Origin of the sequence: Streptomyces inhibens (assembly GCF_003389455.1) — a bacterium.
Lineage (GTDB): Bacteria > Actinomycetota > Actinomycetes > Streptomycetales > Streptomycetaceae > Streptomyces > Streptomyces inhibens.
Map to the genome: position 1 here is coordinate 20,593 of NZ_QUAC01000242.1, position 22,599 is coordinate 43,191.

Sequence of the window (22,599 nt, forward strand, 5' to 3'; positions counted from 1 at the left end):
CACACCACGCACCACGCACCGCAATTCGACCACCGACAACCGGTGCCCCACCCCCCACCCCGCCCCACCCACGCCACCCCAAGAACGAAACGGACACCTCATGAGACCACGCCACACGGCCCCGGCCGCCCTGCTGCTCCCGTTTGCCCTGCTGCTGGCCGCCTGCGGTGGTGCGTCGCGGGCCGACGGGGGTGGCGGTAGTGACAGCGGGACCGACGGAAAGGGTTCGCTGACCCTCAACGTCGGTGATCAGAAAGGTGGTTCGGAGGCGCTGCTGCGGGCCGCCGGGGAGCTGGACGACCTGCCGTACAAGATCAAGTGGTCGACGTTCACGTCGGGGCCGCCGCTGCTGGAGGCGGTCAACGCCGGGGCGGTGGACATCGGCGCGGTCGGCAACACCCCGCCTGTGTTCGCCGCCGCGGCGAAGTCGAAGATCAAGGTGATCGCGGGGACGCACAGCAGGTCGGACGGCGAGGCGATCCTGGTGAAGAAGGATTCCCCGCTCAAGCGGCCGGCCCAGTTGAAGGGCAAGTCGATCGCGGTGGCGCAGGGCAGCTCCGCGAACTACCAGCTTGTGGCCTCGTTGAAGAAGGCAGGGCTGTCGCCGAAGGACGTGACGCTCAACTACCTTCAGCCGGCCGATGCGCTCGCCGCTTTCACCCGGGGGAAGGTCGATGCCTGGGCGGTGTGGGACCCGTACACCTCGCAGGCACTGGACCAGGCCGATGCCCGGGTGCTGACCACCGGGCAGGGAGTGGTCAACGGTCTGAGCTTCCAGGTCGCCGCGCCCGCCGCGCTGGACGACAAGAAGAAGGCCGCGGCGCTCAAGGACTACACCGACCGGCTGCGGCGGGCGCAGAACTGGGTGTTCAAGCACCCCGACGTCTGGGCGAAGGCGTGGGCGAAGGAGACCGGGCTGCCGGAGAAGGTGGCGCTGGATGCGGTCAAGCGCACCCGGGGAACGGCGGTCGCGGTCGCGGTGGACAAGCGCGCCATCGCCTCCGAGCAGCAGATCGTCGACACCTTCGCCAAGCTGAAGCTGATCCCCCGCTCCTTCGATTTCGGGGAGTTCGTCGACCCTCGCTTCAACGGTGATCTGCCGCCTTCGAGCACGGCACCGCGTACCTACGGAAAGGCCCGATGAAATGTCCGTACACCTGCATTGGTTTCTGCCGACCGGCGGCGACGGGCGGACCCTCGTCGACCGGCACGCCTACACCGACGGCGGCATCCGGCGCGACCGCATCACCCCGGTCAGCGGCGTACGGGCTCCGGACATCGAGTATCTGGCCCAGATCGCCAAGGCTGCCGAGCAGTTGGGGTTCGAGGCGGTGCTCACGCCGACCGGTACGTGGTGCGAGGACGCCTGGCTGACGACGGTGGCGCTCACTCAGGTGACGGAGCGGCTGAAGTTTCTGGTCGCGTTCCGGCCGGGGGTGATCTCGCCGGTGCTGGCGGCGCAGATGGCCGCGACGTATCAGCGGATCTCGCGTGGGCGGCTGCTGCTGAATGTGGTGACCGGCGGTGACTCGACCGAGCAGAAGCGGTTCGGCGATCATCTCGACCATGACCGGCGGTATGCCCGTACGGATGAGTTCCTCCAGGTCGTGCGGGGTGTCTGGGGCGGCAGGCCGTTCGACTTCCAGGGTGAGCACTACCAGGTCGAGGGCGGTCTGACCGCGCTGCCGCCGGACCCGCTGCCGCAGATCTTCTTCGGCGGCTCGTCCCCGGCCGCCGGGCCGGTGGCCGCCCGGAACGTGGATGTGTACCTCACCTGGGGCGAGCCGCCCGAGCAGGTCAGGCAGAAGATCGAGTGGATTCGCGGGCTGGCGGAGAAGGAGGGGCGGACGGTCCGCTTCGGTGTCCGGCTGCACACGATCTCCCGGGACTCGTCCAAGGAGGCCTGGGCGACCGCACACCGTCTGCTCGACGATCTCGACCCGGACACCGTCGCGGCCGCGCAACAGGCTCTGGGCAAGAGCGAGTCGGTGGGGCAGCAGCGGATGCTCGCGCTGCACGGCGGCTCGCGCGACAAGCTGGAGATCTCGCCGAATCTGTGGGCGGGGGTGGGTCTGGTACGCGGCGGTGCGGGCACCGCGCTGGTCGGCAGCCATGCCGAGGTGGCGGACCGGATCGAGGAGTACCACTCCCTGGGCATCGAGCACTTCGTGCTCTCCGGCTATCCGCACCTGGAGGAGGCGTACTGGTTCGGTGAGGGCGTACGTCCGGAGCTTGCCGCCCGTGGCCTGCTGGATGCGGTCCCCTCTCCGGTCGCGGGCCTCCCGGCCGCCAATGGCCGTCCGGCCTCCGCGCCCGGTGGCGCGCCGCTGCTGATCGCCGGCGGTCGCTGAGCGGGTGTGGGTCGCGGCGGTCATGGCCGGCCACCGCGACCCACGCCGCCCGGGCAAATCCGGTGGCGGGGCCGGTCGATCCCTGAAAGGCTGCGCCGGTTCGGTTGGCAGGCATCCTGACGGGAGAACGCGATCCCTATACAGCTGGGTTCGGCAGAACGACCCGGGCCGATATGCGCCCTGGTACGGCTCACCTCATCTGCCGGGCGGCGATGCTGACATGGTGGCCGGTTTCCACAGCTTCCACTGGCGCGGCTGCGAGCTGCGCGATGACGAACTCCGGTGTGCGCATGAGGAGTTGGCCGACCCGACCGGGAAGGACGCGTACCTGAGCGCGTTTCGCACGCTGTTGCACAGCGGGCACACCGCCGCCGCGGGTATCGCCCTCGACCACTTCCAGTACTCCGGTGCGCTGTCCCGGTTCGGCGGGGAGAGTGTGGTCGAGCAGTACGCACCGGAGGTGCTCGCCGTGGCCCGCGGGCTGCTCCGGCAGCCGCCGACTCCCGAGGACGACAGCACGGCCGCCGGCGCCAACCACGCGAGCGCGCTGAACGCCATGATGAACATCGCCGAAGCGGCGGACGCGGATCTCATCGCCGACGCCCTGGCGTGCGCCACCGAGGAGAATGTGGTCTCGGCCGGCTGCTCGGCGGCCGGCACGGCGCTGGCCGCGGATGCGGAAGAGAGCCCGCGGCTGGTCGCGGCAGTCGGCAGCGTGGCGTTCGACGCACGCTTCGATGTCCGGGAACGGGCCCAGGCCCTGTCCGCGTTGTTCGCAGCGCAGGGGCCGCAGGCAACGGACCTGCTGGTCCGTGCTACCGGGTCGAGCGAGATCGAGCTGCAGACCGAGGGCGCGCTCGGGCTCACCGTGCACAGTCGTTTCCACGCCCACCGCGCGCACGTCGAACGCCTCGCGGCAGCCTGGCCGCGGGACGCGGGGTACCGGGCGGACCTGGTGCGGGAGGCGCTGACCGGCTTCCACAGTCACCACTGGATCGATGCCGTCCTCCCCTCCCCTGAACTCCGCGATGCGCACGCCGAGCTGATGTTTCCCACCGGCGAGGACGCCTGTCACCGGGCGTTTCGGACGCTGCTCCACAGCACTCACACGGTGGCCGTGGGTATCGCGCTCGATCACTTCGAGGACGCGGACGGGCTGCGGCATTTCCTCGACAGCGACGAGGTCGACGCGTACGCGCCGGAGGTGTTGGCGCGGGCCCGGGAGGTACTGCGCCGGCCGCCGTCCCCGCCGGAGCTGAGCCCGGCCACCGCAGCGGCCGCCAACCACCTGAGCGCGCTGCGCGCGATCCGGAAAGCCGGGGCGGACGCGTCGGACACCGGCCTGGTCGCGGACGTGCTGGAGCGGGCCACCACTGATGACGTCCGCGACGCGGCGCTCTGGGTCGCGTACGGGGTGCTCAAGTCGACGGGGACACCGGATCGGCGACTTGTCGATGTCGTCAGCCGCTTCGTCTTCGATCCCTCCCTCGACTCTCACCATGCCACCGCGCTGCGCGTCCTGGGTGAGACGCTGGGGCCGGAGGCGAACCCGATTCTGGTGCGGGCCGTACGGAGCGACAACTGGGATGTCCAGGTGCATGCGGCCTGGCGGCTGTCCCGGCCGGGGCGCATCGAGGAGCACCGGGAGCTGCTCGAAGAGCTGGTGGAGGGCTGGCCGCTCCGGATCACCTCCTCGCGCCATCACGCCGAATGGGTGACCGAAGCGGTACTGGGCGGGATGCACAGCGTCTTCTGGAAGGGCACCCGGCTGACCGACCCCGAGCTGTATCGCGCGCACCGCGAGCTACGGGCGCCCAGCGGTGCGGATGCAAGCCATCGCGCCCTTCGGATGCTGCTGCGCAGCGGGCAGCCGGTGGCCGTGGGGATCGCGCTGGACCACTGGCACGACGACAACGGCATCGAGTGGCTGGAGGAGGAAGAGGCGTGCGCGGCGGAGGAGGCGGAGGTGCTCGCCACTGCCCGCGAGGTACTTCGGCAGCACCCCTCGCCGGCCGAGCTCAGTCCGGCGACCGGTGCCGGCGCCAACCATCTGAGCGCGTTGAACGCGTTGCGGGTGGCGGGCGCGTCGGCGCCGGAGGACGCGGCGGCTCTCGTCACCGTCCTGGAGTGCGCCGCGAACCCGCACGTGCGTGACGAGGCCCTCCGCACAGCGGCTTCGCTGCTGGAGGATGCGGACACGGCGGACCCGCGGCTGGTCGGGATGCTCGGTGCGGTCGCCCGCGACGAGAGCCTTGCCGTGGGCACCCGCACCAAGGCGCTGCGGGCACTGGCGGAGGCTCCCGGCGATGCGGCGACCGAGGAGTTGGTACGTGCCACCGGGTGCGAGGCCCTCGCGGTGCAGGCCGAGGCCGCCTACGCCCTTACGGCCGGGCATCGGACGGCCGACCACCGCGATCTGCTCGCGGCGCTGGTCGCGCGCTGGCCGGAGGAGCCGGAGGAGGACGTGCCGTGGGCCGCCCGCTTGGTGCGTGAGCATCTGGCAGCGGCTCAGGAGTGAACGGGGCCGGCCGGGCCTCGTTCGCCGTATCGCCCGGGACGGGACCGGCAGGAGACCGGCAAGAGACTGCGAAGAGCCCGGGAAGAGATCAGCCCCTCCCCAAGTTGGTAGAAGCATGAACTACACCGGGGTGCGTGAGGTCGAGGTCGTGGTGATCGGTGCCGGGCAGGCGGGCTTGGCCGCCGCCTTTCATCTGCGGCGTGCCGGCCATGAGCCGGACCGGGACTTCGTCGTCCTCGATCACTCTCCGCGCCCCGGCGGTGCCTGGCAGTTCCGGTGGCCCACGCTGACGTACGACAAGGTGCACGGTATGCATGCGCTGCCGGGCATGACGCTGACCGACGCCGATCCGCAGCGGCCGTCGTCCGAGGTGATCGGCGGGTACTTCGACAGCTACGAGCAGACCTTCGGGCTGCGGGTGCACCGGCCGGTGAGCGTGCTGGCGGTGCGCGAGGGCGGTGGGGGTCCCCCCTGGACGGAGCCTGTCGGAGCCCTTGGGGGAAAGCGGCTGCGGGTCGAGACCTCGGAGGGCGATTACGCGACGCGGGCGCTGATCAATGCGACGGGCACCTGGGACCGGCCGTTCTGGCCGCGGTTCCCCGGGCAGGAGACGTTCGGCGGCCGTCAGCTGCACAGTGCGCAGTACGACGGGCCGGAGCGGTTCCGCGGTGCGCGGGTCGTGGTGGTCGGCGGCGGCACGTCGGCCGTACAGCAGCTGATGGAGATCGCACCGGTCGCCGCCGCCACGACCTGGGTGACGCGCCGGCCGCCGGTGTTCCGCGAGGGGCCGTTCGGCGAGGAGCAGGGGCGGGCCGCGGTCGCCCTCGTCGAGGAGCGGGTCCGGCAGGGGCTGCCGCCGCGGAGCGTGGTGAGCGTGACCGGGCTGCCGATGACCGAGGCGATCCGGCGGGCCCGCGAGAGCGGCGTACTGGAGCGGCTGCCGCTCTTCGAGCGCCTCACACCGACGGGCGTGGTCTGGGCCGACGGCCGCACGGTCGAAGCCGACGTGATCCTTTACGCGACGGGCTTCCGGGCCGCCATCGACCATCTCGCCCCGCTGCGACTGCGCGAGCCGGGCGGTGGAATCCGGATGGAGGGCACCCGCACGCTGCGCGACGCGCGGGTGCACCTCGTCGGTTACGGACCGTCGGCGAGCACCATCGGCGCCAACCGGGCGGGCCGCGCCGCGGTCCGCGACATCCGACGGCTGCTGGCCGCAGACCATCAACTGTCTTACGCAGAGGATGCGTTGGCCGACAGCCGCGCCTCATAGGACGAGGCCGCGTGCTCGACGAGACGGATCAGCACCTCCTTGCAGGACGCACGGTCGCGGGCGTCACAGAGCACCACCGGGGTTCCCGGGTCGAGGTCCAGGGCCCGTGCCACCTCGTCGGCCCGGTGGGCGCGGGCGCCGTCGAAGCAGTTGACGGCCACGACGAAGGGGATGCTGCGGTGCTCGAAGTAGTCGATCGCCGCGAAGCTGTCGGCGAGTCGCCGGGTGTCGGCGAGCACCACGGCGCCGAGCGCGCCCTGTGCCAGCTCGTCCCACAGGAACCAGAACCGGTCCTGGCCGGGTGTACCGAACAGATACAGCGCCAGGTCGTCGTGGATGGTGATCCGTCCGAAGTCCATCGCCACGGTCGTGGTGGTCTTGTGCTGGACCCCGTCGAGCCGGTCCACCGGCCTGCCGGCCTCGGTCAGCCGCTCCTCCGTGCTGAGCGGGCGGATCTCGCTGACGGATCCGACGAGGGTCGTCTTGCCCACGCCGAACCCGCCGGCCACCAGGATCTTGAGGGCCATGAAGGAGTCAGAGCGCGCGGAGTCCATCGATCACTTCCCTGAGAATGTGCGCATCGGGCAACTGGGCGGGCGGTACCGGGCGGTCGACGCGGATCAGGCCCTCGGTGAGCAGATCGCTCAGCAGCACCCGGACCACGCCGAGCGGCAGTCCGGAGTCGGAGGCGATCTCGGCCACCGGGCGGGGGCGGTCGCCGCACAGGACGAGGATCGCGCGCTGCTCGGGCGAGAGCACGGGGACCTCGTCGGGCCCGGACTCGACGTGCACCACGGCCATCAGTTCGAAGGCCGCGCTGCTCGGCCGGGCCCGCCCGGCGGTCATCGCATAGAGCCGGACCATCGGCCCCGCCTCGTCGTCGTACCAGTGCGGGGTGGAATCGGTCATGGGCGCCCGTTCACTCCGCTCCGGCGCGCTCGGGCGTCCCGAGGTGGGCACCGACCCGCTTGACCAGCCGGGCCATCTCGTAGGCGACCAGACCGACATCGGCCTCGGCGTCGCCGAACACCGACAGGCACGACCCTTCGCCGGCCGCCACGACGAAGAGGAAACCGCCCTCCAGCTCGACCATGGTCTGAATGACCTGGCCGGCGGCGAAGTGCCGGCCGGCGCCCTTGGCGAGGCTGTGGAAGCCGGATGCGATCGCCGCGAAGCGCTCGCTGTCGTCACGGATCAGTCCGGTGGAGGCACCGACGGCCAGGCCGTCACCGGAGAGCACCACGGCGGAGCGGATCTCCGGTACGCGGGCCACCAAGTCGTCGAGAAGCCAGTTGAGTTCGCCGGAAGGGTGCTGATCGCCGGTCATCGTGTCTCTTCTCTTCATGACGGATTCTCGTTCTCCCCGTTCTGCTGCCGCGCGTCCTGCTGGTGCTGCCCTGGCGGCTCTTGCTGTGGCGGGGTGGTGGCGTCGCGGCCGCGTGCCCATCCGGCGCGCAGCGACGCCATGGTGGCGCGGGCCTGCTCGGGAGAGCGGCGCGGTGGTGGCGTGCTCTCCGTACGCGGAACCCACTCGGGCTGCTTCTGCGGGGACGTCTGCAATCCGGGCGCGAGGCTTGCCTGCCGTACCCGGCGCGGGAGGCTGCTTTCCGGGTCTGTTTCTGTGGCCGCGGCGACGGGCGCCACCGGAGCGGTCGCGGGCGCGGTCGGCGCAGCGGCCGACTCTTCGTCGCGTACGGGCGGGTCCGGGACGGGCGGCAGGGCGGGCCGGGGTCGCGGGACGGACCCGAGCGCCCGGGTCGTGGCCGGCCGCCGGCGACGGAAGACCGGCCCGTCCTCCTCCGGTTCCGTCCTGTCCCCGTCGGCCGGCGCATCCTCGTCGCGCTCCCCGGACAGCAGGGCCTCGGGCAGCAGCACCACGGCGGTGACGCCGCCGTACACCGAGGGTTGCAGGGTCACCGTGACGTGCTGACGGTGGGCGAGGCGGTTGACCACGAAGAGACCGAGCTGTTCGGTGTCCAGCAGGTCGATCACCTCCGCGTCCTGGATACGGCGGTTGGCCTCGTCGAGCGCCTCCTTGCCCATACCGAGCCCGCGGTCCTGGATCTCCAGGGCGACGCCGGTGCCGACGCGCTCGGCCCGGACCTGCACCTTGGTGTGCGGGGGCGAGAACATCACCGCGTTCTCGACGAGTTCGGCCAGCAGGTGGGTGACGTCGGCGACCGCGCCGCCGACCAGCCGTGCCTCGGCGACGGCATGCAACTCGACCCGCGGGAAGTCCTCGACCTCGGCGACGGCGGCGCGCACCACGTCCAGCAGTGGCACGGGATTGCGCCAGCCCCGTCCGGGAGCGGCACCGGAGAGGATGATCAGGCTCTCGGCATGCCGCCGCATACGGGTGGTGAGGTGGTCGAGCCGGAAGAGGTCCTCCAGTTCCACCGGGTCCTCGGTACGGCGTTCCATCGTGTCCAGCAGGGCGAGCTGGCGGTGCAGCAGCAGCTGGCTGCGCCGGGCGAGGCTGACATAGACGCCGGAGATGCCGCTGAGTGCCTCGGCGCGGTCGGCGGCCGCCTTGAGCGCAGCGCGGTGCACGGCCACCAGGGCCTCGGCCACCTGCCCCAATTCGTCCCGGCCGGTGCCGCGCTCACCGAGCGGTGCGACGGCATCGATGTCGACGGGTTTGCCGGCGTGCAGTCGGCGCATGGACGCGGGCAGGTCGCGGCCGGCGATCCGGAGTGCGGAGTTGCGCAGTTCCTCCAGCTCGACGACGAGCCGTCGGCCGATCTTGACCGAGATGAGGAGGGAGAGAAGGACACCGGCCAGCCCCAGGATCACGGCGATACCGGATCCGCCGAGGGTGTCGAGTGACAGCGGGCCGGCGCCGCGGGCCACACCGGCGCTTGCGTTCTGCTGCGCTGTGCGCAGGTCGCGCAGGACCGTTGCACTCGCCTCGCTCCAGCGGGCGGCGACGGTGGCGGCAGAGGCGTCTGCGCCCGCTTTCCGTACGGCGTCCTCGGCGGCCCGCAGCTCGCGGTAGGCCGGGCCGTCGAGGATCCGGCGGTAGGCGGCGGCGTCATCGGGCCGCAGGTCGTCGACCGTGGTGGCGAACAGCTCACGCTGGAGATGCACGGAGCCGGTGAAGGAGTCGAGCTGGTCGCGCGACATCCGTCCGGAGACCTGGGCGGCGCCGAGGACCGCGTCCTCCCGGGAGATCGCCTCCCGGGCCCGGGTGAGGTCCAGGACGATGCGGCCCTGCGAGGCGTCCGCCATCGTCGCCGGGCCGGTCAATGCGCCGAGGGTGGCAAGGCCGTGCTCGACGGTGTCGGTGTAGCCACGGATCACCCGGTCCGCACCGGCCACCGCGTGGCGGTCCTGCTTGCGCAGCGCGGGCAGTACGTCGGCGTCGTGCATCAGCTTGTCGATACGGCCGGGCAGAGCGGGGTCGACGGTCGCCGCGTCGGCGCTCCCGGCGTTGACGCCGTCCCGGAGGGCGGCCGCGGCGGAGTCGGTGGCCCGTTGCCGGTCGCGCAGCGCCCGCCGGCTCCCGTCGTCCGGTGCGGCGAGGGCGCGTGCCGCGGTGGCTCGCTCCTCCTGTACGGCGGCGACGTATGCGCCGACCGGCACGAGGAGGGTGGTGTCGACTTCCTTGAACCGGTTCAGATCGGAGACCTGCTGCGCGGTGGTGACCGTGGCGAAGGCCCACAGGGCGATCAGGGACACCACCGGGACCATGAGCAGCGCGACGATCTTGGCGCGCACGGACCGGGGCATCAGAGGGAGCCGGTAATTCGCTCCGGATTTCCTGGACTTGGGGACCGGGGGCAGCGCATGTCTCGGGCCGCCGGTCGGCGGCACTTCCCCTCCGTACCCGGAATGGTCCGGACTCTGTCGTGCGTGCATGAGTTCCTCAATAGGTCAGGAAAAGGTGGGCAGTTCGCCCTCGCGGAACGACTCTGCGGAGGCGGATGCGGCGCGTTCCCGGGCGGTTGGGGACAATGCGACGAAGGCCACGGTGAGGAAGAGAAAAGAGCCGAGTACAACGGTCAGCGGAAAGATGAATTCCATTGCGGTGACACCGGGAAGCGGCGCGCGACTGGGCGTCAGCTCGATGTTCACGGCGGCCATTCCCGTGTAGTGCATGCTGCTGACGGCAAGCCCCATCACCAGGGAGGCAAGGGCCGCGCCGATCGCGCCGCGCACGTTGAGCGCGGCCCACAGTGCGGCCGTCGCGGCACCCGCGGCGATGACGACGGAGAGCCCGACGAGGCCAGGATCGAAGCCGACGTGCCCGTGCAGGCGCATGGCGGCCATGCCCAGGTAGTGCATCGCCGCGACACCGATGCCGGTGCCCAGCCCGCCGAGCAGCAGCGATCGCAGCCGGGCGGCGCCATGGCCGACGGTGAAGACGCCGGCGCCGACGACCACCATGGCGACCAGCAGGCTGAGTACGGTCAGCAGGACGTCGTAGCGGATCGGGCTGCCGGTGACGCCGAAGCCGAGCATGGCGATGAAGTGCATCGTCCAGATGCCCGAGCCGATGGCGACGGAGGCGGTCAGCAGCCAGTTGCGGCGCGAGCGGCCGTCGGCGGCCAGCGCTCGTACGGTACAGCGGAGTCCGAGAGCGGATCCTACGCACGCCATCGCATAGGCGAGGACCGGGGATACCCAGCCCGCGCTGAAGTGTTGCATGTGGCCCACGGAGTTTCCTTTCGCGTATTCGGTTCGCGGCGACGGACGCTAACACGTGATCGTCTTGTGAAACTCGGGCACGGACGCAGGTTAATTCGGAGAGAAACGCAGGTCCCCTGACACACCGTTTCACTACCAGCGAGTTCAGTGATCTGCCTTCCGGGCAAATGTCCACCATTGCCCGGCACCGGCACTGCTGATTACGCGTCAATTCCGGGGAAGTGAGAGTTGGCCGGCATATCGGCAATAAATTCGGCGATGAGAAAGGTCACGGGAATCGCGGTAACCATGCCCGCACAAGCCCCACCATGCACGCCCAAAAGGAAGAAGGGGTGCACATGGGGCACCCCCGACGACCTCTCCGTACGAACAAAGGAACACGGGATCGAGTGTTCGCCAGAAGGCATGATCGAGCCCGATCGGGGTTCCTTGACTCATCGCGTCAGGTGATGATTACACCGCGCAACCGGCGGGCTGCAGACCGCTACCGCGCCTCCGGTCGACATCCCTTGCTGGGCCGGAGAGTTGGTCCCACATCGCATCAGTTGCTCAAGGAGAGACAGCAAGATGGACATCCTCACCAACATCCTCGCCGGCGTCTTCCACTTCCTGGGTTGGCTCGTCTGACGAACTTCGCAGCACTTGGCGCCGCTCCTCCCTGTCCCTGGAGGAGCGGCGCCTTCCCGGTCCTGGGTCCCGGTGGTAGCGGACCGGCGGCGGGTTACTTCTCCAGCTTCTGCCGGGAGGTCTCCGGAAGCGTCAGATAGACGACGAACGAGACGAGGCACAGCGCGGCCACGTACCAGGGGAAGAGGTCGGCATGGCCGGCCTGTTTGAACCAGGTGCCCACGTAGGGGGCGGTGCCGCCGAAGAGGGCGACGGTGAGGGAGTACGGGAAGCCGATGCCGGCGGCGCGGACCCGCGCGGGGAACATCTCGGCGTTCACGGCCGCGGCGATCGCGGTGTATCCGGTCAGCAGCACCATGCCCGCGCACTGCACCAGCAGCAGCGAGAAGAACGCATCGGTGACCAGGTGCAGCAGCGGCACCGCCAGGACGGCGAAGCCCAGCGAGAAGCCGAGCAGCAGCGGTTTGCGGCCGATGCGGTCCGAGAGCATTCCGCCGAGCGGCTGGAGCAGGGCGAAGAAGATGAGCGAGAGGGTGCCGACGGTCAGCGATTCGCCCTTGTCGAAGCCCGCGTTGACCTGGGCATAGGTGGGCAGGTAGGTCGTCCAGGTGTAGTACGCGATGGTGCCGCCCACGGTGATACCGCAGATCAGCAGGGACTGGCGGGGGTGGCGGCGCAGCGCCTCGAAGAGACCGGGGCGCTCGGCCGCCCGCTGCTCGATTGGGGTCTCCCCTGCTCGAACGGAGTTGAGAGCTTGGGGAAGGGTCTCCCCTGCTCGAACGGAGTTGAGAGCTTGGGGAAGGGTCTCCTGGGCACCGCGCCGGATCCACAGTCCCAGCAGACTCAGCAGAGCGCCGATGAGGAACGCCACCCGCCAGCCCCACTGCCCCATCTGCCGCTCGGTGAGCAGCGTGGCGAGCAGCGCCGCGGTCCCGGATGCCAGCAGCTGGCCGATGCTCGTGGACACGTACTGGAAGCTGGAGAACAGTCCGCGCCTGCCGGGTCCCGCCGATTCGACGAGGAAGGTCGTGGACGCGGCGAACTCGCCGCCCACCGACAGGCCCTGCACGAGGCGGGCGACGACCAGGACGACGGGGGCCAGTACTCCGGTGGTCGCGTAGGTGGGGGTGAGTGCGACCAGCAGACTGCCGCCGCCCATCAGCAAGATGGTGAGGGTCAGTGCGGTGCGCCGGCCGCGCCGGTCGGCGACCGCGCCCATCAGCAGTCCGCCGACCGGCCGCATGAAGAAACCGACCGCGAAGACGGCGAAGGAGGAGAGCAGCGGCACCAGGGAGTTGCCGGCGCTCTTGGGGAAGACCTGCTCGGCGAAGTAGACCGCGAGGAAGGAGTACGCGTACCAGTCGTACCACTCGACGGCGTTACCGACGGAGGCGGCGGCCAGCTGCCGCAGCCGCGACGGCCGGACGGCACCCTCGGGCGCCCGGTCCTCGACTATGCGTTCGGCACTCGACATGGTCCTCCGCTCCGGGTTCTTCTCCTGGGCCTGCTGCTGGGGCAGGATGAGCCGACAGGTGATCATGTACCGCTGAAGCGGGTGGCCGCCAGAGTCCGTGGCGGCCGAAAGGAGATGGCAACGTGCGTGTAGCACTGTTCGTCACCTGCATCAACGACCTGCTCCATCCGCGGACGGGGCAGGCGGTGGTGGAGCTGCTGGAGCGGCTGGGGGTGGAGGTCGACTTCCCCGCCGAGCAGAGCTGCTGCGGTCAGCCGCAGTTCAACACCGGTTACCGGCATGCGACCGAGCCGCTGGTGCGCCGCTTCGACCGTGCCTTCCGCGATTACGAGTATGTGGTCACCCCGTCCGGTTCCTGCGCGGCGATGGTGCGCGACAACTACCCACGGATCGGGGCGAAGGCGGCGGCCGAGGGGCGTGGCCGGGAGCTGACCGATGCCGCGGCGAGCGCCGTGCCCAAGACCTATGAACTCACCGAATTCCTGGTCGATGTGCTGAAAGTGACCGATGTGGGCGCCTATTACCCACATACCGTCACCTATCACCCCACCTGTCATGGACTGCGGATGCTGGGGCTGGGCGACCGCCCGCGGCGGCTCCTCGCACACGTCAAGGGACTGGAACTGCGGGAGCTGCCGGGCGCCGAGGAGTGCTGTGGTTTCGGCGGCACCTTCGCGGTGAAGAACCCGGCGGTCTCGGCCGCGATGGGCGCCGACAAGGTCCGCAATGTGCTCGGGACCGGGGCCGAGGCGGTCTGTACCGTCGACAACTCCTGTCTGCTGCACATCGGCGGCACCCTCACCCGGCAGGGCTCGACGGTCCGTCCGGTCCATATCGCCGAGATCCTGGCCAGTACGGAAGGGAGTGTGCGGTGAGCGGCACCTATCTGGGCATGCCCGCGTTCCCCCGGGCCGCGGCCGCCTCCACCCGTGACAAACAGCTGCGCGCCAACCTCACCCACGCCACCCACACCATCCGCGACAAACGGGCCAAGGCCGTCGCCGAACTGGACGACTGGGCGCAGCTGCGGGCCGCCGGCGCCGCGGTGAAGGACCGGACGCTGCGCCATCTCGACCACTATCTGGAGCAGTTGGAGGCGGCGGTCACCGCCGCGGGCGGACAGGTCCACTGGGCGGCGGACGCCGACGAGGCCAACCGGATCGTCACCCGGCTGGTGCGGGAGACCGGCGAGCGCGAGGTCGTCAAGGTCAAGTCGATGGCGACGCAGGAGATCGGGCTGAACGAGGCGCTGGCCGAGGCCGGTATCCGCGCGTACGAGACGGATCTGGCCGAGCTGATCGTGCAGCTCGGCGACGATCTGCCGTCGCACATCCTGGTGCCCGCGATCCACCGCAACCGCTCCGAGATCCGCGACATCTTCCGCCGCGAGATGGCCTCCTGGGGCCGTCCGGCGCCCGCGGGGCTCTCCGACTCCCCCGCCGCGCTGGCGGAGGCGGCGCGGCTGCATCTGCGGGAGAAGTTCCTGTCCGCGAAGGTCGGGATCTCCGGTGCCAACTTCATGGTGGCGGAGTCCGGCACGCTGGTCGTCGTCGAGTCCGAGGGCAACGGCCGGATGTGTCTGACCCTGCCCGAGACGCTGATCTCCGTTGTGGGCATCGAGAAGGTGGTGCCGACCTGGCAGGACCTGGAGATCTTCCTGCAGCTGCTGCCCCGCTCGTCGACGGCCGAGCGGATGAATCCGTACACCTCCACCTGGACGGGGACGACGGACGGCGACGGGCCGCAGACCTTCCATCTCGTGCTGCTCGACAACGGGCGGACCGACACCCTGGCCGACACCGTCGGGCGGCAGGCGCTGCGCTGTATCCGCTGCTCGGCATGTCTGAACGTCTGCCCGGTGTACGAGCGGGCCGGCGGACATGCCTACGGCTCGCCCTACCCCGGGCCGATCGGCGCCATCCTCACTCCCCAACTACGCGGTATGGCAGGGCCGTTGGAGGCTTCCCTGCCATACGCCTCGTCGCTGTGCGGAGCCTGCTACGAGGTGTGTCCGGTCGCCATCGACATCCCGGAGGTGCTGGTGCATCTGCGGGAGCGGGTGGTGGAGGGCGGGCCGGTCACCCGGGGCGGGGCGCGTACGGTCCTCAAACCGGCCAAGGGGCATGCCGCGGAGCGGGCGGCGATGCGCGCGGCGGCCTGGGCGTTCGACCACCCGGGGGCGCTGCGCGGCGGTATGCGGCTGGCGGCCCGCAGCCGCCGGCTGCATCCGCGGCGCCTGCCGGGGCCGGGCCGCGCCTGGTCGCAGACCCGCGATCTGCCGGCGGTGCCGGCCGAGTCCTTCCGCGACTGGTGGCAGCGCACCCGCGGTACGTCGTCCGAGCAGCGAGGAGACGTCAAGTGAGCAGCCGGGACGTGGTGTTGGCGCGGGTGCGCCGGGCGCTTGCGGATGTGCCGCGGGGTGAGGGGCCGAGCGATCCGCCGGTGCCGCGCGACTATCACCGGGTGCACGGATCCCGTACGACGGCGCAGAGCGTCGAACTGCTGGCGGAGAATCTCGCGGAGTACCGGGCGATCGTGCATCGCAGCGACGCCGAGGGGCTGCCGGGGCTGATCCACCGACTGCTGGCGGAGCGCGGGGCACGGACGGTGGTGGTGCCGCCGGGGCTGGATGCGTCGTGGCTGGATCCGGCGTGGCGGGATCCGTCGTCGGAGTCCGGCTCCGATGTCACCCTCGTCGAGGACCATGCGTCGAGTACGCCGTATGAACTCGACGCCGTGGACAGTGTGCTGACGGGCTGTGCGGTGGCCATCGCGGAGACCGGCACCCTCGTCCTGGACGCCGGCCCCGACCAGGGCAGACGCCGGATCACGTTGGTGCCCGACCACCACATCTGTGTCGTCCGCGTCCCGGACCAGGTCGTCGGCTCGGTGCCGGAGGCGCTGCCGCGACTGGCGCCGGAGCGGCCGCTGACCTGGATCTCCGGTCCGTCCGCGACCAGCGATATCGAACTCGACCGGGTGGAGGGGGTGCACGGGCCGCGGACGCTGGAGGTGATTCTGCTGGCGGGGTCGCGGGAGGCGGGCTGAGCCCGGGGGCGGCCGGCCGGCGGGCCCGGCCGGGCTGCGGTGGCCGGGCGAGGGCTGCAACAGGTGTGCGACCCCGTTGTCAGTGGGGATTCCTACACTGATCGGGATGGTTCTCGCACACGCCGTGCGAGGGCGCGCGCCCGGGGGGAGGGAGCAGATGATGCTGCGGCAGGTCTTACCCGCGCAGCGTTCCGGCCCGGCCGGCCGCTCATCCGCGCCGGGTCCCGGTGCGTCGTCCTCCGCCTCTTCGGCCTCCGCGCCCTCCCGGCTGCTGACCTGGCTGGGTCGGCTGGGCGCACCGGCCGCCGCGTTCGCGGTGTTCCAGACGCTGCTGGGGATCCTGCCGCAGAATCTGGCGGGCGAGGCGGCGCGTTACTGCGTGGCGGCGACGGCCGGTGCCGGGGTCGGCGCCGTGGTGTGGCTGTCGGCGGCTCTGCTGCATGCTCGCGCGGCGGCCACGACCGCGGCGCGCGCGCCGTCGTCCGGCCCCGCGCCGTCGCCCGCCGGGTCGCTGCCCGAGCTGGTGGACGGCACGTACGAGGCGCTGCGACGCGGCCTCTCGGTGATCGAGATCCCCGGGCGCGGGCCGCTCACGGGCTGGCCGCACTCCCTCGCGGAGAGCGATCCGCCGGTGCATCCGACCGCGTTCGGAACGGCGTACGGGCTGCATCTCCTGCTCGACATCGCGCCGTACGACGGCCGAATACGGGCCGGTGAGGTGGCCGAGACGCTGTGGCGGCTGCGGCTTCCCGGCGGCGGGTGGGCCGCCCGCTCGCAGGGCAGCGGGGCGCGCCCCGAAGTGACCGCGATCGTGCTGGGTGCGCTGGCGCGGGCGGGCGCCGACCCCCGGCTGCTGGATGCCGAAATACGCTCCTGCGAGGCGCTGTTGGACCCGGATCATGACGCACCGGGGCTGGCGAACACGTATGTGGTGACGAATGTGCTGCGCGGGATGCTGCGGGCGGCGCCCGGCTCCACGGCGCTGGGCGGGCTGCGCGAGGTGCTGGTCAACGGCGCCACGGCCGACCCGGTGCGCGGCAATCACCGCTGCTGGGGCGCGGCGCTGGCCACCGGACACGGCAATCCGGCGCCGTCGGCGGTGCACACCGCGCGGGCGGTGGTGGCGCTGGACCGGGCCGCACAGGTCCTGGGCGAGGACGAGCGGCAGCGCGCGGTGCGCGAGGAGGGGCTGCGCTGGCTGCTGGCAGGCGCCTCGCCGCTGTCGGGCCGCGCGTCCGATCTGGACAACTGCCAGGAGGAGGTACGGCGGCCGGGCCAGGAGGATCCACTGCATCAGGAGCTGCTGTCGGTACGGCATTTCACTGCCGCGTGGGTGGCCCGGGCGCTGATGACGGACGGGGCGCGGCAGGTCGCGGCGCAAGGGGTGGGGCTGCCGGCGTGGGAGGCGCAGCTGACCGCTGCCGTGGCGCGGGTGCGCGGGATGCAGCGGGCCGGGGTGTGGCGGTGGGACGACGGGCCCATGGGCCACCCGGTGTGGATGGCGTATCAGGGTCTGTCGGTGCTGCGCCGGCATGCGCTGATGGTCTACCGGCCGTGAGGCCGGCCGGATGCGGACGGTCGTGGCCCGGTGGTGGTCAGGGGCGTCGGTGAAGGGGAGGCAGACATGCAGGTCGAGGAAGCCCGGCGGCTGCTGGCCGAGCGGCTGGGCGGCGGGCCGCGGCCGCCGTCGCCCGAGTCGGCGCGTGCGGTGATCGCCCATCTGGCGCACCCCGGCACCCTCGGCCCGCTCGTGCGCCGATTATCCGCCGGCGACCTGGACCTCCCGGAGTGCACCCGGCTCTCGTACCGCCATGTGCTGGGCTTCGACAAGCTGTTGCTGCTGCCCGGCGCGCCCCGGTTCATGCTGCGGGTCCATTTCTGGCACGGCAGGACCGGCGCGGCCCCCGAGGACATCCACAATCACCGGTGCGTCATCGCCTCGGCCGTGGTGCGCGGCCGCGTCCGGATGGAGTGCTACGAACCGGCCGCGGACGGCGTGCCCGCGGTCGCCTACCGGGAGACGATCGACGGCCCCGGCGGGACCTGGCGGCTGCGGCGGGTCGGGGACGCGCGGCTGCGGCTGGTGCGTACGGAGCGGTACGGGGCCGGGCGGAGCTACGGCCTGGACGCCCGTGCGCTGCACCGCGTGGTGAGCGAGGAGCCGACGGTGACACTGTTCCTGGAGACCGCCCCGCAGCGGTCGGTGACCGATGTCTATGTCAGAAACAGCAGCCTTGTCAGGGACAGCGGCCGTGTCAGGGACAGCGCCCCTGTCGGGGACGGCGACCCTGTCGGGGACGGCGGATACGGCGGCGGTGCGGGCGCCTTCAGGAGCGGTGGCGCCGAGCGTGCGGATCCGCTGCCCAAGACTCCACTGTCGCCGGCCGTCTATCTTGCCGAACTCGACGCTCTGGCACGCTCTTTGGGCTACTGAACGGAGCCGGCGCGAAGTGTCCGTAGCGGGCCGTCATGGCGCGCAGACCGACCGCGTCCAGCCGCCCGCCGAGCGCCTGGCGGATCACCTCCAGGTTGTAGGCGTCCACGCCGGCCTCGGCCAGTTCGGCCGGCCGCGCCCAGCGGTGCGCCTGGTCCGGGCTGGGCAGCACGACATCCAGCGTCAGCGGTCTGACGATGAAGTTCTCCTGATGGTTGTGGACGCGCCGGCCCTGATAGTCGCTCAGGAATCCGGTCGATCCGGTGTGCGCGACGATGGCGCCGAGAAGGCCGGTCTCCTCCTTCAGCTCCCGCAGGGCGCCACTCTCGGCGGACTCCCCACGGTCCAGCTTTCCGCACGGCACGCCCCACGCGCCGGGCAGAAAGCGCTCGCGGTAGCTACGGCGCACGATCAGCACGCGGCCGGCGTGCACCACCACCGCCGCGGCCAGACAGGTATGGGCTGCGGGCTGATTCATCGGACATCTCGCAATCCGAAGGGACGGGCGCCAGGCCCGTGGCGGACGTCCACCGTACCGGCGAAGACTCCGCGACGGACCGGTTGCGGTGGTGCGCGATGGGGTGAAGTGGCGTGCGGCGGGCTTGTACTGGGCGCGCGCGGTGTTCGGCCCTGCTGCTTCCTGTTGCCTTGTGTTCGGAGCTGTCGACCGAACGCACGCCGTGTGAGCCGCGAGGCGGCCCGCGCCCGCCTCATCCGTACGAGCTGAAGCCGCGGGCGGTGACGCAACTGGGTGTCAGCCACCGGCAGACGGGGGTGGGCGACAACGACTCGTGGGGCACCCCGCCGCTGGAGAAGTATCTGCTGCATGCGAACCGGACGTACCGCTACGGCTATCGGCTGGCGCGCCCGCGCAGGGGTGGCGGGCGGCGAGGGTAACCCTGGTATGCGTAGGCATCCGATGCGTACGAAGCCCAGAGGTCTGGGTAGCCCTCGCGCCCGCCGGAAGACTCTCCGTCATCAGCACCACGCGGATGCACCACCCCGCAGATGACCGAGAGGCAGCGCCATCATGAACAGCAACTCCCTTATTTGGAACGCCGGTTGGACCGCAGCCGTGCAGCGCCCCAGCGAGGGCTTCCACAAGAACTGGGCGCTGGAGGGCTTCGCGGACCAGACCGTGCGCCAGGTCGTCAGGGTCACCGGCTCCGGCACCTCGGCCCGGATCAAGCTCTCCAACCGGTACGGGACCGCCCCGCTGGAGGTGGCGGGCGCCACCCTCGCCCGTACGGACAAGGGCGCGGCCGTGCGGGGCGGCACGGTCCGCCCGCTCACCTTCGACGGTGCCACGTCCGTCCGGATCCCGGCGGGCGGCGAGATCCACAGCGACGCCACCGAGCTGAGCGTGGCACTGTTCGACTCCCTGACGGTCTCGCTGTACTTCGCACGGCCGACCGGCCCCGCGTCCTTCCACGCCCAGGCCTACGCCACCACCTACCGCGCCGCGGGCGACCAGCTCGCGGCAGCGGACCCGGCCGTGTTCGGCGAGACGACGGTTTCCTGGTACTACCTCGCCGCCGTCGAGCTGGCGGACGGCGGCCCGGCCCGGCACGACACCGTGCTGACCTTCGGCGACTCCCTCACCGACGGATTCGCCTCGACCATCGACGGCAACCAGCGCTATCCGGACGCACTGGCCGAGCGACTGGCCGCCGAGGGCACCCCGCGCCCCGTGCTCAACCAGGGCATCGGCGGGAATCTGCTGCTCAGCGACTCGGCGTGGTTCGGCGACCGGGCCGTTGACCGCTTCCGGCGCGATGTGCTCGACCAGCCGGGCGCCCGCTCCGTGGTCGTCCTGGTGGGCCTCAACGACATAGGCTTCAGCGAGATCGACCTGCCGACGTACAAGCCGAACCCGGATCGCTCTGTCGGTGAACTCATCGCCGGATACCGGAAGTTGATCGGCATGGCGCATGACGCGGAGGTTCGGATCACCGGTGCGACGATCATGCCGTTCAAGGGGTCGGAGTACCACACCCCGGCCGCCGAGGCGAAGCGCCGGGAGGTGAACGCCTGGATACGGACCTCGGGCGAATTCGACGCGGTCGCCGACTTCGCCGCGGCACTGGCCGATCCCTCCGACCCGGACGCGCTGGCACCCGCCTACGACAGCGGCGACCACAAGCACCCCACCGACGAGGGCTATCGCGCAATGGCCGCCGCCATCGACCTCACCGCGCTCTGATCACCGCGGGCGCTGGGCCTGACGCGTGGCGGCCCCCTCCTGGGAATCCGGGAGGGGGCCTTCTGCGTTCCGACGCACGTGCTCAGACGGGGAATTCGCCTGCCTGTAGACCGGTGACGAACGCCGACCACGCGGACGGCTCGAACATCAGGGCCGGCCCTTCGGGGTCCTTGCTGTCCCGAACGGGAACGGTGCCGTGGGCGCATGCATGCGCCGGGGACCACTCCACACAGTTGCCACCGTCTTGGCTGCTGTAGCTGGACTTGACCCAGGGATGGGGCTGGGGGGTCACGATGCCTCCATAAGCTTTCGGATCATGCGAGCGGACGCGTCACGCGAGAGAGCTGGAGTGGTGAGTACATCGTAAGACCGGGAGAGGTTGCGCACCGCCGACGGTTCATCGATGATCGCGCCCGACCTGATGCCTTCCGTGTAGATCACGGGGGGTCCGTCCGGGGTGGTCAGAATCGACATAGATCCATCCATCAGTCCGTGAGTCCCTGCGGAGAGCGGGAGCACTTGCAACACGGTGGTGGGCTGGGTGCTGTGGGTGAGCAGCGCGGACAGCTGTTCCCGCATGACCTCCGGGCCTCCGACCGTCCGTCGGATCACTGACTCACAGATGATGACGGAGAAGTCCGGCGGAGAGCTTCCCTTGAGCACGTCCTGGCGGGCCAGTCGGTGTTGAACCTTCTTCGCCAGCTCCTCATCACTGGCCCGCGGATCGCCCTCCCGGAAGAGTGAATGGGCGTAGCCGGCCGTCTGAAGGAGTCCAGGCACAACAGTCGGCGACCATTCGGCGATAGCTATGGCCCGGAGCTCCAGCTTCATCCGCCGGCGGGAGTGCACCGGGAACGATTGAGCGGTGATCTCCTCGTAAAGCCGCTTGAACAATCCGTCTGTCGAAAAGACTTCGTCCAACAAGGGCGGAAGGTCCGCAGGGATCGGTCCCGCGCACGTCTCCACACGGCTGATGGCGCTCTTTGACCTGCGGGTCATCTTCGCCAGTTGGGTCTGGCTCAGGGGCCCTTGCGGGTGCAGCTCCCGGCCGCTCCGGCACTCTTCGGCGAACTGCTTGCGTGGGTCGTCCGCGCCCTGCGCGCCCCCTGTTGCACCCCCGGTAAGGTCCATAACTCCCCCTGCCCATTGACCTGGTCACCTGCGGTCGTGGCGTCGTTTACGCCGGTCAACGGCGTGCGTATATGCCGGACTGACCAACGCCCAGGTTGGGCGTTGAATCTCTCCTCACAGTACCGATTTCTGCCCCACTCTTGTCACCAACCAGCCGCACACAGTGAGGGGTTCGGATGACTGAGCACTGCGCTCCGGCGTCCACCGACGACGTGGCGGAGCTGGGAGTAGCCATAGCTGAAGGCGACTCCGGGCAGCCGGTGCCTGACACCGTGACGTTCGCTCCGTGGATTCCGCTTCCTGCCGGTATCCCACGGGGCCCGTACACCCGGCCGACGCGTGAACTCCTGGAACGGCATGTTGCCGGACGGAGGCGGGTGCGCGATGAGTGGGAGTGAGAACGCCCCGGGAGGCCGTGCGTTGGCCGGACGGGAGCTGGAGCCCGTCGCCGTTCCTGGGTGCGACGTGTGCCAGTCCTGCGACCGGGAGAGGGAGCCGGCCCGCCGGAACGGACGCCCGCTGACCGTCCGGAGCTGTAACGCCGTGATCGCGGGCCATCCGCACGGAAGGGAGTTTCAGACATGACCACGACGGAGACGCAACCCGCGTACTTCACGTCACCCAAAGAGATCACGATGGGGACCGTCGTCTTTGACCGGGATGCCGACATGGTGGCCGTGGTGCGAGAAGTGAAGGGCCTGATGGTGGATCTGGAGCGGCCCACGGGCCTTATCTGGGGCGTGGCATACGGGCGCCTGAGGCCCGGCACGGCACGCGAGGAACGACAGCTCCACGCCCTGGCGAAGCTTCAGCGGGCCCGTCTCAGGGGCATGGCGTGAGCTGCACCAAGTGCGTAGAGCTGCAACGCGTTTTGGAGGCGGCCGAAAAGGCCG

At 70.6% G+C, this 22,599-nt stretch carries 21 protein-coding genes; 12 read left to right on the plus strand and 9 right to left on the minus strand.

All coding sequences use genetic code 11. From position 1 onward, the window contains the following. Nucleotides 1–100: 100 nt before the first annotated feature. The 4 genes from DY245_RS31160 (at nucleotide 101) to DY245_RS31175 (ending at nucleotide 6,142) form a co-directional block, all read left to right on the plus strand. A complete protein-coding gene (locus DY245_RS31160) occupies nucleotides 101–1,144 on the plus strand; it encodes an ABC transporter substrate-binding protein (protein WP_128510545.1) in 1,044 nt (347 codons plus the stop codon). Nucleotide 1,145: 1 nt separating this feature from the next. After that, on the plus strand, nucleotides 1,146–2,351 hold the full coding sequence (locus DY245_RS31165; protein ID WP_128510546.1) for an LLM class flavin-dependent oxidoreductase: 1,206 nt from the start codon (nucleotides 1,146–1,148) through the stop codon (nucleotides 2,349–2,351). A 220-nt stretch (nucleotides 2,352–2,571) separates the two neighbouring features. After that, nucleotides 2,572–4,869, plus strand: a complete 2,298-nt coding sequence (locus tag DY245_RS31170; RefSeq protein ID WP_128510547.1) for a hypothetical protein — start codon at nucleotides 2,572–2,574, stop codon at nucleotides 4,867–4,869. A 115-nt stretch (nucleotides 4,870–4,984) separates the two neighbouring features. Further along, complete coding sequence (locus DY245_RS31175; RefSeq protein ID WP_128510548.1) at nucleotides 4,985–6,142, plus strand: NAD(P)-binding domain-containing protein; 1,158 nt, start codon at nucleotides 4,985–4,987, stop codon at nucleotides 6,140–6,142. Here the strand turns inward: DY245_RS31175 and DY245_RS31180 are convergent. From DY245_RS31180 to DY245_RS31205, 6 genes are all read right to left on the minus strand, one after another. Then, complete coding sequence (locus DY245_RS31180) at nucleotides 6,103–6,696, minus strand: GTP-binding protein (protein WP_128510549.1); 594 nt, start codon at nucleotides 6,694–6,696, stop codon at nucleotides 6,103–6,105. The genes DY245_RS31175 and DY245_RS31180 overlap by 40 nt on opposite strands. Next, nucleotides 6,677–7,051, minus strand: a complete 375-nt coding sequence (locus tag DY245_RS31185) for a DUF742 domain-containing protein (RefSeq protein ID WP_128510550.1) — start codon at nucleotides 7,049–7,051, stop codon at nucleotides 6,677–6,679. Before DY245_RS31185 ends, DY245_RS31180 begins: the two co-directional genes overlap by 20 nt. Before the next feature lie 10 nt (nucleotides 7,052–7,061). Beyond that, nucleotides 7,062–7,469, minus strand: a complete 408-nt coding sequence (locus DY245_RS31190) for a roadblock/LC7 domain-containing protein (protein ID WP_128510572.1) — start codon at nucleotides 7,467–7,469, stop codon at nucleotides 7,062–7,064. A 14-nt stretch (nucleotides 7,470–7,483) separates the two neighbouring features. Next, complete coding sequence (locus DY245_RS31195) at nucleotides 7,484–9,871, minus strand: sensor histidine kinase (RefSeq protein ID WP_128510551.1); 2,388 nt, start codon at nucleotides 9,869–9,871, stop codon at nucleotides 7,484–7,486. Between the two features lie 144 nt (nucleotides 9,872–10,015). Beyond that, nucleotides 10,016–10,798, minus strand: a complete 783-nt coding sequence (locus DY245_RS31200) for an MHYT domain-containing protein (protein WP_128510552.1) — start codon at nucleotides 10,796–10,798, stop codon at nucleotides 10,016–10,018. 712 nt (nucleotides 10,799–11,510) lie between these two features. Beyond that, entirely contained in the window at nucleotides 11,511–12,890 is a 1,380-nt protein-coding gene (locus DY245_RS31205; RefSeq protein ID WP_128510573.1) for an MFS transporter, read from the minus strand. A 122-nt stretch (nucleotides 12,891–13,012) separates the two neighbouring features. Here DY245_RS31205 and DY245_RS31210 point away from each other — a divergent pair, with 122 nt between their 5' ends. The 5 genes from DY245_RS31210 to DY245_RS31230 all read left to right on the plus strand — a co-directional run bounded on the left by DY245_RS31210 (nucleotide 13,013) and on the right by DY245_RS31230 (nucleotide 18,372). Continuing rightward, nucleotides 13,013–13,765: a (Fe-S)-binding protein gene (locus DY245_RS31210; RefSeq protein ID WP_128510553.1), complete on the plus strand. Its 753-nt coding sequence runs from the start codon at nucleotides 13,013–13,015 to the stop codon at nucleotides 13,763–13,765. Continuing rightward, nucleotides 13,762–15,252, plus strand: coding sequence for a lactate utilization protein B (locus tag DY245_RS31215; protein WP_128510554.1), 1,491 nt, complete (start codon nucleotides 13,762–13,764; stop codon nucleotides 15,250–15,252). The genes DY245_RS31210 and DY245_RS31215 overlap by 4 nt, the downstream gene beginning before the upstream one ends. Beyond that, on the plus strand, nucleotides 15,249–15,938 hold the full coding sequence (locus tag DY245_RS31220) for a LutC/YkgG family protein (RefSeq protein ID WP_128510555.1): 690 nt from the start codon (nucleotides 15,249–15,251) through the stop codon (nucleotides 15,936–15,938). Before DY245_RS31215 ends, DY245_RS31220 begins: the two co-directional genes overlap by 4 nt. Before the next feature lie 106 nt (nucleotides 15,939–16,044). Then, nucleotides 16,045–17,496 carry a hypothetical protein gene (locus tag DY245_RS31225; protein WP_244943383.1) on the plus strand — a complete coding sequence of 484 codons (1,452 nt, stop codon included), beginning with the start codon at nucleotides 16,045–16,047 and terminating at the stop codon, nucleotides 17,494–17,496. Between the two features lie 66 nt (nucleotides 17,497–17,562). Continuing rightward, entirely contained in the window at nucleotides 17,563–18,372 is an 810-nt protein-coding gene (locus tag DY245_RS31230; protein ID WP_128510556.1) for a hypothetical protein, read from the plus strand. Here DY245_RS31230 and DY245_RS31235 read toward each other — a convergent pair. Beyond that, on the minus strand, nucleotides 18,266–18,850 hold the full coding sequence (locus DY245_RS31235; RefSeq protein ID WP_128510557.1) for an NUDIX hydrolase: 585 nt from the start codon (nucleotides 18,848–18,850) through the stop codon (nucleotides 18,266–18,268). The two genes, DY245_RS31230 and DY245_RS31235, sit on opposite strands and share 107 nt — an antisense overlap. A gap of 113 nt (nucleotides 18,851–18,963) precedes the next feature. Here DY245_RS31235 and DY245_RS47640 point away from each other — a divergent pair, with 113 nt between their 5' ends. Next, entirely contained in the window at nucleotides 18,964–19,269 is a 306-nt protein-coding gene (locus DY245_RS47640; RefSeq protein ID WP_128510558.1) for a beta-galactosidase small subunit-related protein, read from the plus strand. Between the two features lie 133 nt (nucleotides 19,270–19,402). Further along, entirely contained in the window at nucleotides 19,403–20,575 is a 1,173-nt protein-coding gene (locus DY245_RS31245; RefSeq protein WP_128510559.1) for an SGNH/GDSL hydrolase family protein, read from the plus strand. Nucleotides 20,576–20,657: 82 nt separating this feature from the next. Here the strand turns inward: DY245_RS31245 and DY245_RS31250 are convergent, their stop codons facing one another. After that, the gene (locus DY245_RS31250; RefSeq protein WP_128510560.1) at nucleotides 20,658–20,867 is read right to left on the minus strand and encodes a DUF397 domain-containing protein; all 210 of its coding nucleotides are present in this window, start codon (nucleotides 20,865–20,867) and stop codon (nucleotides 20,658–20,660) included. Continuing rightward, nucleotides 20,864–21,499: a DUF5753 domain-containing protein gene (locus DY245_RS31255; RefSeq protein WP_244943385.1), complete on the minus strand. Its 636-nt coding sequence runs from the start codon at nucleotides 21,497–21,499 to the stop codon at nucleotides 20,864–20,866. Before DY245_RS31255 ends, DY245_RS31250 begins: the two co-directional genes overlap by 4 nt. 788 nt (nucleotides 21,500–22,287) lie before the next feature. Between DY245_RS31255 and DY245_RS31260 the strand changes: the two genes are divergently transcribed. Beyond that, the gene (locus DY245_RS31260) at nucleotides 22,288–22,545 is read left to right on the plus strand and encodes a hypothetical protein (protein ID WP_128510562.1); all 258 of its coding nucleotides are present in this window, start codon (nucleotides 22,288–22,290) and stop codon (nucleotides 22,543–22,545) included. The last annotated feature ends 54 nt before the right edge of the window (nucleotides 22,546–22,599 follow it).